At 60.5% G+C, this 12141-nt stretch carries 7 protein-coding genes; 1 reads left to right on the forward strand and 6 read right to left on the reverse strand.

The features are described from left to right. Positions 1-60 precede the first annotated feature (60 nt). The 5 genes from clpB to BBAG_RS07310 all read right to left on the reverse strand — a co-directional run bounded on the left by clpB (position 61) and on the right by BBAG_RS07310 (position 8661). A complete protein-coding gene (gene clpB, locus BBAG_RS07290; protein WP_003825048.1) occupies positions 61-2793 on the reverse strand; it encodes an ATP-dependent chaperone ClpB in 2733 nt (910 codons plus the stop codon). 292 nt (positions 2794-3085) lie between these two features. Continuing rightward, positions 3086-3910, reverse strand: a complete 825-nt coding sequence (locus BBAG_RS07295) for a fumarylacetoacetate hydrolase family protein (RefSeq protein WP_003825049.1) — start codon at positions 3908-3910, stop codon at positions 3086-3088. 123 nt (positions 3911-4033) lie between these two features. Further along, positions 4034-4336 carry an acylphosphatase gene (locus BBAG_RS07300; protein WP_003825051.1) on the reverse strand — a complete coding sequence of 101 codons (303 nt, stop codon included), beginning with the start codon at positions 4334-4336 and terminating at the stop codon, positions 4034-4036. A 93-nt stretch (positions 4337-4429) separates the two neighbouring features. Next, positions 4430-5284, reverse strand: a complete 855-nt coding sequence (locus BBAG_RS07305; protein ID WP_033508946.1) for a YggS family pyridoxal phosphate-dependent enzyme — start codon at positions 5282-5284, stop codon at positions 4430-4432. Between the two features lie 731 nt (positions 5285-6015). Further along, positions 6016-8661 carry an ATP-dependent Clp protease ATP-binding subunit gene (locus BBAG_RS07310; protein ID WP_003825054.1) on the reverse strand — a complete coding sequence of 882 codons (2646 nt, stop codon included), beginning with the start codon at positions 8659-8661 and terminating at the stop codon, positions 6016-6018. Between the two features lie 318 nt (positions 8662-8979). On the opposite strand from BBAG_RS07310, the gene BBAG_RS07315 reads away from it, so the two are divergent. Continuing rightward, on the forward strand, positions 8980-9975 hold the full coding sequence (locus tag BBAG_RS07315; protein WP_003825055.1) for a universal stress protein: 996 nt from the start codon (positions 8980-8982) through the stop codon (positions 9973-9975). Between the two features lie 761 nt (positions 9976-10736). Here the strand turns inward: BBAG_RS07315 and BBAG_RS07320 are convergent. Beyond that, the gene (locus BBAG_RS07320) at positions 10737-11753 is read right to left on the reverse strand and encodes a hypothetical protein (protein ID WP_033508948.1); all 1017 of its coding nucleotides are present in this window, start codon (positions 11751-11753) and stop codon (positions 10737-10739) included. Positions 11754-12141: the final 388 nt, after the last annotated feature.

The raw sequence follows: 12141 nt of genomic DNA on the forward strand, positions 1-12141 counted from the left end.
TGACTGGAGTGGCAGAATCCGTCACCCCAGTCACAGTTGTTGTCACTGAGTCACAGTTCGTCAGCGCACGTCGGCACCGTCAGCTTCACCCGCACCGTCAGCTTCAGCCGCACCGTCGTCCATGAGCTTGTCGCTCGCCCATGCGGTGAGCTCCAGGTGTTCGCCACCGGTCTGGTCCACCAGCACGGTGTCGCCGTCGTGAACCTTGCCGGCCAGCAGCATGCGCGCCAGCTGGTCGCCCACTTCGGTCTGCACCAGACGGCGCAGCGGGCGGGCACCGTATGCCGGGTCGTAGCCCACGTTTGCCAGCCATTCACGGGCCGAGTCGGTCACGTCGAGCGTGATGCGGCGATCGGTCAGGCGTGCGGACACGTTGGCCACCTGAATGTCCACGATGCCGCCCAGCTCCTCCCGGGTGAGCGGGTGGAACATCACGGTGTCGTCCAAACGGTTCAGGAACTCCGGCTTGAAGTTCATGTGCACGGTATCCATCACGGCCTTGCGCTTGGCCTCGTCGTCCATGTCCTCGTTGACGAGGAACTGCGAGCCGAGGTTCGAGGTCATGATCAGGATCGTGTTCTTGAAGTCCACGGTCCTGCCCTGCCCGTCGGTCAGGCGGCCGTCATCGAGCACCTGCAGCAGCACGTCGAAGATCTCCGGGTTCGCCTTTTCCACCTCGTCGAACAGCACCACCGAGTATGGGCGACGACGCACGGCTTCGGTCAGCTGGCCGCCCTGCTCGTAGCCGACGTAGCCTGGCGCGGCGCCGATCAGACGGGACACGGATGCCTTTTCCATGTATTCGCTCATGTCGATGCGTACCATGGCCTTCTCGTCGTCGAACAGGAAGTCGGCGAGCGCCTTGGCAAGTTCGGTTTTGCCCACGCCGGTGGGACCGAGGAACAGGAACGAGCCGGTGGGGCGGTTCGGGTCGGAGATGCCGGCACGCGAGCGGCGCACGGCGTCGGACACGGCTTTGATGGCTTCTTTCTGGCCGATCACGCGCTTGCCGAGGTAGTCTTCCATGGTCAGGAGCTTCTCGTTTTCGCCTTGCATGAGGCGGCCGACGGGGATGCCGGTCCAGTCGGAGACGATTTCGGCTACGGAGTCGGCGTCCACGCGGTCGGGGACCATGGGCACGTCGGCGGCGGTGTTGGCGGCGTTCGAACCGTTCTTGACGTTCTGTTCGTTCTTTTCGGCTTGTGCGATCTCCTTTTGGATGTTGGGGATTTCACCGTAGTTGATGGCGGAGGATTTCGCCAGGTCGCCTTCGCGCTCGTAGCGTTCGGCCTGGGTGCGTAGTTCGTCGAGCTTCTTGCGCAGGTCGCCGATGCGGTTGTGCCCGCTTTTTTCGGCGTCCCAGCGCGCTTTGAGCCCGTTGAGCTTCTCGCTTTTATTGGCGATTTCCTTGTTCAGGTCGGCCAGGCGGTCTTTGGCGCTGTCGTCGAGTTCGGCTTCGGCCTTGTCGGCGGCTTTGTCATTCTTCGGGTTGCCCAGCAGATACGACTTTTCCATCTTCAGGCGTTCCACCTGGCGGGTGAGTTCGTCGATTTCCTCAGGCGAGGAGTCGAGTTCCATGCGCAGGTGTGCTGCGGCTTCGTCGACCAGGTCGATGGCCTTGTCGGGCAGCTGGCGGCCGGAGATGTAGCGGTTCGACAGTGTTGCGGCTGCGACCAGCGCGTCGTCGCCGATGGTGACCTTGTGGTGCGCCTCGTATTTGGGGGCGATGCCGCGCAGGATGGCGATGGTGTCCTCCACGCTTGGCTCGCCGACGAACACCTGCTGGAAGCGGCGTTCGAGCGCCGGGTCCTTTTCGATGTTCTCGCGGTATTCGTCCAGTGTGGTGGCGCCGATCAGGCGTAGTTCGCCGCGGGCCAGCATGGGCTTGAGCATGTTGCCCGCGTCCATGGAGCCTTCGGCTGCGCCTGCGCCCACGATGGTGTGGATCTCGTCGATGAACGTGATGATCTGCCCGTTGGCGTTCTTGATCTCTTCCAGCACGCTCTTCAAGCGTTCCTCGAATTCGCCACGGTATTTGGAGCCGGCCACCATGGAGCCCAGGTCGAGCGAGATGAGCTTCTTGTTCTGCAGGGTGGTGGGCACATCGCCGGCGACGATGCGCTGGGCCAGTCCTTCTACGACGGCGGTTTTGCCCACGCCGGGCTCGCCGATCAGCACCGGGTTGTTCTTGGTGCGGCGGGAGAGGATCTGGATGACGCGGCGGATCTCCTGATCGCGTCCGATCACCGGGTCAAGTTTGCCTTCCTTGGCCGCGGCGGTCAGGTCGGTGGAGTACTTTTCCAGCGCCTTGTAGCTGCCTTCGGCGTCCGGGCTGGTGACCTTCCGGTCGCCTCCGCGCACGGTCGGCACGGCAGCACGCAGCGCCTGCGCGGTGACGTTGTTGGCTTGCAGAATGTCGGCGGCCTGGTTCGGTGCGGCTGCGGCGATGCCGATGAGCAGGTGTTCGGTGGAGATGTATTCGTCGCCCATCTGCTGCATTTCCTTTTCGGACTGCACCAATGCGGCTTCGAACTGGCGGCTGGGCTGCGGCTGTGCGGTGGTGGATCCGCTGGCGGAGGGCAGGTTGGTCAGCGCGTTGCGTACGGCGGTGCCGATGGCTTTGGCGTCGCCGCCTGCGGCTTCGATGAGTCCACGAACCACGCCTTGTTCCTGGGTGAGCAGGGCGTTGAGTAGGTGCAGCACGTCGATTTGCGCGTTGCCTGCGGCGGATGCGCTCTGCACGGCGTCGGTGATGGCTTCGCGCGACATATTGGTGAGTTTGTTCTGGTCCATTGCGGTAACCTCCAAGTCTCTTGGCCTTCCGTACGCCGGCTTCTTGAATGCCGCCGCACGGAAGGCTCACGTGTCATGTTCTGACACGTTCAACAGAGCTATCGTCTATTCTATTCCCAAAACTTGAGTGATATTGACTCAACTTTCGTTTTGGCGTTTCGTCGTGCCGTCGCCACAGTGAAACCGCCACAGCGAAACCATCCACAGCACCCAATATCACCGCATAGAGCAAAAGCCGTGACCGAAGCGGCACAACACGCTTCGATCACGGCTCTTCACAGCGTATCGCCGTTCAGCGGGCTTTCAGCACCACATTGCGCAATGCGCCGATGCCTTCCACAATCACCATCGCCTCATCGCTCGGCTTCAGCGTGCCGGACGCGTTCGGCGTGCCGGTCATGATCACGTCGCCCGGCAGCAGTGTGGAGAACGACGAGATCGCGGCAATCTGCTCCGGAATGCTATGGATCAGGTTCGCGGTGGTACCGCCTGCGGCACGCACGGTGCGACCATTGAGCTTGAACGAGATCTTCGCATTAGTCCAGTCGATGTCGTCGCGCGTCACCAGCCACGGGCCGAGCGGGCAGGAGGTGTCGAAGCCCTTGGCTCGCGTCCACGTGGGGTCGGTGCCCTGCACGTCGCGCAACGTCACGTCGTTCACGCAGGTGAAGCCGAGCACGTAGTCCATGGCGTCTTCCACGGAAACGTTCTTGGCCACGCGGCCCATCACCACGGCCAGTTCAGGCTCGTAGTTCATGTCGTTGGAGCAGGCGGGGATGATGATCGGGTCGTCCGGGCCGATCACCGACGTGGACGGCTTGGTGAAGATGATCATGTCTTCGGGCGCGTGCTTGATGTCGGAATGGCCGGCCTCGTGCATGAATTCGGCGTGAGCCTCATAGTTTTTGGCAAGGCCGTAGATCTTGGATGGGATGACCGGGGACAGCAGGCGGACGCCTTCGGATTCGATTTTGAACCGTTCACCGGTCGGGGTGACTTGATTGCCCAGGATCGGGTGGCCGTTGAGCACTACCAGGTAGTCTTCGCCATCCTTGTCGTCCTTCTGTACGAAAGCGTATCCGGGCGTATTATTCCGGGAAAAACGTGCGATTCTCATACGCACTAGTCTAACGCCATGCATGGCGGCAGAACCGCGGAATCTTGGCAAATCGTATATTCGCTTGCATCGTATAGCGGTTGTATGGCGCTGACGCGCTGTGCGGCATTGGCGCAGGTCAGCCTAATAGCCGCGCACACGGAAACCGTTGTCGTCGCCGCGCAACGGCGTCTCGTCAACCGCGACCCGATGCACATCGCTCCATGCCGGCCCGAGCTTCAGCCGTGAGATCAGCATGGCCACGTCACTTCGCGCCCCTTGCGCCTCCAACTCCACATCACCGTTCATCAGGTTGCGCACCCAGCCAGCAAGGCCGAGCTTGCGCGCCTCGGTCACGGTGAAATATCGGTACCCGACGCCTTGCACCATGCCGCTTACCGTAACGTGCACACGGACCGCAGCGTCATGCCCAGCGCCGTCGCTCATGCTTCATCTCCTTGCCTGCACCGACTGCATTCGTCTTGCGTATTGCGGTTTGCGATTTAAGACGGAAGGCGTGATATGCGCCACCGGCCAAGCTCAGATGAACGCTCTCTCGCCAAAAATACCGGTACCCACGCGCACAATGGTCGCACCTTCGGCGATGGCGAGTTCCATGTCGCCGGTCATGCCCATGGACAGTTCGGTGCAATGCTCGGTGCCGGGAGCGCCGGATGCAAGGATCTGATCGCGGGTTTTGCGCAGATGCGCGAAACCGGCACGAATGGTGGTCTCGTCGCTCACATGCGCGCCGATGGTCATCAGGCCCTGCAACTGCAGACCGCCCATGTTGCCGATGCGCTGCGCAAGATCGATGGCGTGGCTGGCCGGGCAGCCGGACTTCGACGCTTCGCCCGACTCGTTGACCTCCAGCAGCACGCCCACGGTAATGCCGCGCATCACGGCCCGGCGGGCGATCTTCTCTGCCAGTTCGATGGAATCCACCGATTCGATGGTGTCTACAAACGGCAGAATCTTGCCGATTTTGTTGGATTGCAGCTGGCCGATCAGGTGGAACGGAATCATGCCGTTCGTGGCGGCCGCTGTGTTGGATGCGGCTGCGTTGGATGCATCAGCAGTGGCATCGCCGCCCACACCGAGTGCGAAACCACGTTCGGCGGCCAAGCGCAGCAAGCCGGGAGCCTTGACCTGCACTTCCTGCGGGCGGTTCTCGCCGATCATGCGAATACCGGCATCGATCGCGGCCATGATCTCGCCCACATCGCGGGTTTTGGTCGCGGCCAGCAAACGCACCGAGCCTTCCTTGCGGCCCGCCGCCTGCTCCGCAGCCGCCACACGGTCGAGCACGGCATGCACATTGCCTGCGATCTCGCCGGCACGCGCCGCATCGATCGTCTCATTCGCCAGATTCTTGTGTTCCATGTACGCCGTCATTACCATTCACCTACCGTTCGTCCGTGTTCTTCTACGCTACGGTCTTACCCTTCTCGTGTTACCGGCATCGTATCGTCTGCCCGCATGCCGCCGGCTCCACGCTGCCCGGTTCTACCGTATTACGTGTCGCGTCTCCTGCCAAGTTTCGCTCACCGAACACCTTCACATGGCAGCACCTGTGCTTCAGCGCCAATAGCTGCGGCCAAGTAGCAGCACAAGCAGCAACAACTGTGACCAGAAAAACAACAACACGAGGTAATCATGACAACAGCTGTGACTACGGTGACAGAATCCGTCACCCCAGTCACAGTTATCGTGATCCAGTCACAGTTGTTGTCATCCAGTCACAGTTATCGCCATAATGCCGCTATTCCCGCCGCCCGGGCAACATGCGGGCAGCACAAGGGGCCGAACATGATGATGTTCAGCCCCTTGTATCAACAGCGGTCAGCCGCAGCCAGCAAATTGCGCGTCCGAAACATCCAGCCAGAACCAGTCTGGACCAGTCAGAACCGGTTTGGAACAGCTTACGTCCGTCCGAAACCTCCAGTCTGGAACAATCCGACTCAAACCGGTTCAGACCAATCCAGCTGAGTCCGAAACATCCAGCCAGAACCAGTTTGGACCAGTCAGGACCGGCTTGGAACAGCTTAAGCCGGTCCGAAACCTCCAGTCTGGAACAATCCGACTCAGACCGGTTCAGAACGGCTGGCTTAGGCTGCACAGTTCGGTCAGGCTTCCGACTGCCCCGCGTTCTCGCCTTCGGCGCCATCGGCGGTTTCGCCATGAGCGGATTCGGCAGGCTCAGCCGGAGCAGTAGGCTCAGCCGGAACAACCGCAGCAGCACCATCAGCAGCGTCACCCGCAGCCGCACCGTCACCAGTCTCAGTACCGGTCTTCTCCGCATCCGTGAACGGCACGCCTTCGAACGTGAACTCGCCCAGCGGGCCTTCGCCCTCGGCATCCACCTTCACATGCTCGCCGTCAGTCAGCTCGCCCATCAGGATCTTCTCGGAGATCGCATCCTCGATGTCGCGCTGAATCACGCGGCGCAGCGGGCGAGCGCCCAGCAGCGGGTCGAAGCCCTTCTGTGCCAGCAGGTCCTTGGCCTCGTCGGTCAGGTCGAGCGACATGTGGCGGTCGAACAGGCGATCGTCCAGCTTCTTCACGTCAAGATCGACGATCTGGCGCACTTCCGGCTTGGTGAGCTGCTTGAACACGATGATGTCGTCCAAACGGTTCAGGAACTCCGGGCGGAACTGCTGCTTGAGTTCGGAGGAGACCTGCTCCTTCATGCGCTGGTAGCTCGACTCGGTGTTCGTACCCAAGTTGAAGCCGGTGTTCGCGGCCTTGGCAATGTCGCGCGTACCCAGGTTGGTGGTCAGAATGATGATGGTGTTCTTGAAGTCCACCTTGCGACCCTGACCGTCGGTCAGGTGGCCGTCGTCCAGCACCTGCAGCAGCGAGTTGAAGATGTCGGGGTGAGCCTTTTCGATCTCGTCGAACAGCACCACGGAGAACGGCTTGCGGCGCACCTTTTCGGTAAGCTCGCCGCCCTCCTCGTAGCCGATGTACCCCGGGGGCGCACCGAACAGGCGGGATGCCGCGTACTTTTCGGAGAATTCGGACATGTCCACGCGGATCAGCGCGTCTTCATCGTCGAACAGGAATTCGGCGAGCGTCTTGGCAAGCTCGGTCTTACCCACACCGGTCGGGCCGGCGAAGATGAACGAACCAGCCGGGCGCTTCGGGTCTTTCAGGCCGACGCGCGTACGGCGGATCGAACGGGCCAGTGCGGACACCGCCTCGTCCTGGCCGATGATGCGCTTGTGCAGTTCGGCTTCCATGTTGAGCAGCTTCTTGGATTCCGCCTGCGTGAGCTTGACGACCGGAATGCCCGTGGTGGAAGACACCACTTCGGCGATCACGTCTTCGTCCACAACCATCTTGGCGTCGGTTTCGCCCTCATGCCAAGCCTTCTGCCTGTCTTTAAGCTCAGTTTGCAGCTTTTCCAGGTCGTCGCGCATGTCGGCGGCCTTCTCGAAGTCCTGGTCCTTAACGGCCTGTTCCTTTTCGGCGCTCAGCTTGGCCACCTTGGCTTCAAGCTCCTTAAGCTCCGGCGGCATGGTCAGACGCTTGATACGCAGGCGTGCACCGGCCTCGTCGATCAGGTCGATGGCCTTATCGGGCAGGCGGCGATCCTGAATGTAGCGGGACGAAAGTTCCGCGGCAGCCTGGATGGCGCTATCAGTGATGGTCACGCGATGGTGGTTCTCGTAACGTTCGCGCAGGCCCTTCAGAATCTCAATAGTTTCGGCGATGGTCGGCTCGTGCACCTGGATCGGCTGGAAACGACGTTCCAGCGCGGCATCCTTTTCGATGTACTTGCGGTATTCGTCGGTGGTGGTGGCGCCAATGGTCTGAAGTTCGCCACGAGCCAGCATCGGCTTAAGCATGTCGGACGCGCCCAGCGCGCCATCGGCGGAACCCGCGCCCACAATCGTGTGGATCTCGTCGATGAACAGCACGATGTCGCCGCGCGTCTTGATCTCCTTGAGCACCTTCTTCAGGCGTTCCTCAAAGTCGCCACGGTAACGCGAACCAGCCACCATGGAACCCAGGTCAAGCGAATACACCTGCTTGCCTTTCAGGGTTTCCGGCACGTCGCCCGCGTTGATCTTCTCCGCCAGGCCTTCGACCACAGCGGTCTTGCCCACGCCCGGCTCGCCGATCAGCACCGGATTGTTCTTGGTGCGGCGGCTCAGCACGACCATCACACGCTCGATCTCCTGCGTGCGGCCGATCACCGGGTCCAGCTTGCCTGCGGCGGCTTCGGCGGTAAGGTTACGACCGAACTGGTCGAGAATGGCGGAACCGGACTTGTTGGTCTTGTCTGCCACGCCACCGGCGTTCGCCAGTTCGCCCTTTTCGTCGCCGCCCGCATTGCCACGAATCATGTCGATGGTGGCCGAACGCAGTTCGCCCAGATTCACTTCCATCTTGATGAGCACCTGCGTGCCGACGCCTTCACCTTCGCGAATCAGGCCGAGCAGAATATGCTCCGTGCCGATGTAGCTGTGGCCGAGCTGCAGGGCTTCACGCAGGCTGAGTTCCAACACTTGCTTGGCGTGCGAAGTGAACGGAATGTGGCCGTTGGACGAGGCGTTGCCCTTGCCGATCATTTCGATGACCTGCTTGCGGGTGGCCTCAAGCTCCACGCCCTTGGAAGCGAGCGCCTTGGCGGCCACGCCTTCACCTTCGCGAATCAGGCCGAGCAACAGGTGTTCGGTGCCGATGTAGTTGTGCTGAAGGGACCGTGCCTCTTCCTGCGCCAACACAATCACGCGCCGTGCACGGTCTGTAAACCGTTCGAACATGCTTGTCCTTCCTCAAGTTACACTGCGCCCCACTTTACCGATTCACAGTGACGTTTACGGTGATATTCCTCACTTTCCGCTCAGAACGTAGGCGAAATTCGATGAAATTCAGTGAAATCGTGCGATTGGGGGTTCAAGGGCGGTTTTGCGGGCGTATGATGCCGCCAACTATCGCATTCCCGTCGCATTCCTGCCGTGTTCCCGTCGCAAACTGCCACAAACCTGTTGCGCTCAACACCATACGCGGTTTACACAGTATGCTTGAAGCAGGTGCGCCGGTGATGGCGCTGAGAACCATGCCGCTGAAGGAGGCAACCCATGGTGGACGAAACTACTGCAACTGCAACCAATGCAACCACTCCCCTGGCCGACATTGTGGTCGGCGTGGATGGTTCCGATGAATCGTTCGCCGCATTGAAGTGGGCCATGCGCGAGGCTTCGCTTACCGGGCAGAGCATCAATGCCGTGTTCGGCTGGACGCACTCGTGGGACACGAATTCCGACGAGCCGGATAGCGACGAATCCTGGGCGCACGTACGCCATGAGATCGCGGACGAACTGCGCTCCTGGGTCGAGCAGGCCAGCGACGGCATCGATTTTGATCCGGAACGCTTGAAGATGACTTCCGTGCGCGCTTCGGGCACGTCCGCACTGTTGCAGATCGGCAAGGACGCGCAGCAGATTGTGGTGGGCAGGCGTTCGTTGGGGCGTGTGGCCCGCTGGTTCATGGGTTCGCTGTCCGCATCGCTGGCGGAAACGGCGCAAGTACCGGTTACGGTGGTGCGTATTGCGGGCAGTGAGGATGAGACCGTTGCCGACGAGATTGCGAATTCGCTTACCCCGTCGAATGTGACGGTGCATTACACGCAGGGTGCTTCGCCCGCCAAGCCCGCGCAACGCCCGGTGGTGGTTGGCGTGGATGGGTCGTCTACGTCGCTGCGGGCGCTGGATTTCGCGGTGCGGCATGCGCGTGTTCATGAGCTGCCGTTGCATGTGATGTTCTGCTGGCAGCTGCGTGACCTGGGTGCGGTTCCGGGCCATGAGACCACGGTGCCGAGCACTGAGGAAGGCCAGGCGTTCGCGGAGCAGGTGTTGAACGAGCTGATCGCGAAGGCTGATATTCCGGACGATGTGGATGTGGTGACGAATGCGTTCCACATTCCGGCGTCGAAGGGTTTGATCGCGGCGTCGCGTTATGCGAGCCATGTGGTGGTTGGGTCGCGTGGCCTGACCGGTATGGACGCGCATTTCCTGGGGTCGGTGAGCCGTCAGATCATCAATTTCGCCGAGTGCCCGATCACCGTGGTGCACTGAGCGCCGGCTGCCGGCAGCAACTGTGACGGGATTACAGCAACCGTGACAGGATTACGGAAACTGCGGCTCAGCGGCGACAACTGTGACAGAATTACGGAAACTGCGACCAGATGACAATGACTGTGACTGGAGTGACGGAATCCGTCACCGCAGTCACAGTTGTTGTCACGATCACCTCGCGTTGTTGCAACACCAGTCACAGTGTTGCCCCCAGCCGCGCACCACGGCACAACCGTCACGGTAAACCAGGTCACAACCGTCACGGTAAACCAGGTCACAACCGTCACGGTAAACCAGGTCACAACCGTCACACCACAAACCGTCACACCACAAACCGTCACACCACAAACCATGACGGGATCACGGAAACTGCGGCTAAACGGCGACAACTGTGACTAGATGACAATGACTGTGACTGGAGTGACGGGATCCGTCACCTCGGTCACAGTTGCTGTCACGATCACCTCGCGTTGTCGCAACACCAGTCACAGTCGTTGCCGCAACCACCACATCGCTTATTCGCCACGTATTCGCCACGTATTCGCCGGGTTGCCGTATAGCACCCATAGCTGGATTCACCGCGTCGGATTACTGAATCGGCGCGAACAAAACGCGAATTGACGGCACGATGCGGTACGGCGAGTCCAGGTGCATTTCCGTCGGTGCTCATACGCACCTGTTCGCCCCGCCTGCATCCGCCCCCCCACACATCATCTGCCCACTTGCCCCGCCTGCCCCACATGCCACCTGCCACCTTGTTGTCATCGGCGTCCATGTGGCTGCGGCAATACAGGCGGCGCACCGCAGGGAACCCCGGCCTCGCGTAGCTTCCGTTCCAACGGCGCGCGCCGTACCACGTCATCGAAAGCAAAACGAACAACGGCGCTGACACCGCATCGATACAACATCTGCGATCGCTCACGTTCGTCCTCAACAATCGCGGCAATCGAACGCCCGCCCGTCATGCTGGGATCCACGTACTTTTGCTGACCGTCCAGTTCACCGACCACAATCCGCCCGTCCGGCAAATACCACGCAAAATCCACGCGTCTCACCTTCCGTGCGCCATCCGGCCCTATGCACGTGAATTCCACTTGCTGCTCCGGCCAAGGGAAACCAAGCTCAAAGATGACGGCCAGCGCAAACGACTCGCCACCGTTTTCGCTCAATCCTCGCGCCTTGCTCATGACGAATGCCGGCAAATGCCGGTTGCGCCCAACGTAGGCTTGACTGCAATACTCCAGAAACGCAGTACTGTCAACAGAATTTTGCCGAATCGCCGATTCGAATACGGGGAATGCGTCATGGAACGCTTCCGTTCGCCCGCAGTCGAAAAGCGTGCGCGTGGGATCGGTGACCTGCGTGTTGTTGTGCATGGTGACGTGGTTCATGTGCCGTGCCGGAAGGTAGATACGGTGCAGCTGCGAATGCGTGGCTCGATTGGGATTGCCGTATGGCTTTGCGATGGTGATGACGCCGCTCTTATGAAGATACGCGGAATGGTCGAGTCCCCAGACCGCGGCTGCCGATATGCCAGCGATGATAGTTCCAGGCTTTTCGCGGCATAGCGTGCTACCGATGTGTTGCACTTTGCTGATGTGGTTGAGCATGCTCCAATATTCGGGTTCCGCATACATGCCGCGATGAGGGGTAACAAGTTCGCAGCTCTCTGCCATTCGGCGTACGGTGACGCGTTCGGTATTTGAGCGAGGTGTGTAGCACTGGCGCGCTTGGTGGGCTTGGCGTACTTGTTGCTTGATGTGCAGGCGCATGGTCATGGATTTACCGTAGAGGGATTGGGCTGCGATTATCCACTCGAATCGGGGGTTGTGGTCGACACGCGGTGAGGGTACGGAATAGGGGGACGGAATAAGCGGAATAAGCGGAATAAGCGGAAACGAACGGCTGTGATGCTTGGAGCTGCGGGCGATAACTGTGACCAAGTGACAGCAACTGTGACTGGAATGACAATGACTGCGGCCAAGCGGCGACAACTGTGACGGAATTACAAACACTGTGACGGGATCACAAACACCGTGACGGAATCACAACAACCGTGACGAGATTACGGAAACTGTGACTAGATGACAATGACTGTGACGGGAGTGACGGAATCCGTCACCCCGATCACAGTTGCTATCACGATCACCTCGCGTTGTTGCAACA

The sequence above is a fragment of the Bifidobacterium angulatum DSM 20098 = JCM 7096 genome (assembly GCF_001025155.1).
GTDB classification, from domain to species: domain Bacteria; phylum Actinomycetota; class Actinomycetes; order Actinomycetales; family Bifidobacteriaceae; genus Bifidobacterium; species Bifidobacterium angulatum.

Excerpts from the sequence above, each read along its gene's own strand:
- clpB (WP_003825048.1), bottom strand. The coding sequence starts at position 2,793 with ATGGACCAGAACAAACTCACCAATATGTCGCGCGAAGCCATCACCGAC.
- BBAG_RS07295 (WP_003825049.1), bottom strand. The coding sequence starts at position 3,910 with ATGAGAATCGCACGTTTTTCCCGGAATAATACGCCCGGATACGCTTTC.
- BBAG_RS07300 (WP_003825051.1), bottom strand. The coding sequence starts at position 4,336 with ATGAGCGACGGCGCTGGGCATGACGCTGCGGTCCGTGTGCACGTTACG.
- BBAG_RS07305 (WP_033508946.1), bottom strand. The coding sequence starts at position 5,284 with ATGACGGCGTACATGGAACACAAGAATCTGGCGAATGAGACGATCGAT.
- BBAG_RS07310 (WP_003825054.1), bottom strand. The coding sequence starts at position 8,661 with ATGTTCGAACGGTTTACAGACCGTGCACGGCGCGTGATTGTGTTGGCG.
- BBAG_RS07315 (WP_003825055.1), top strand. The coding sequence starts at position 8,980 with ATGGTGGACGAAACTACTGCAACTGCAACCAATGCAACCACTCCCCTG.
- BBAG_RS07320 (WP_033508948.1), bottom strand. The coding sequence starts at position 11,753 with ATGACCATGCGCCTGCACATCAAGCAACAAGTACGCCAAGCCCACCAA.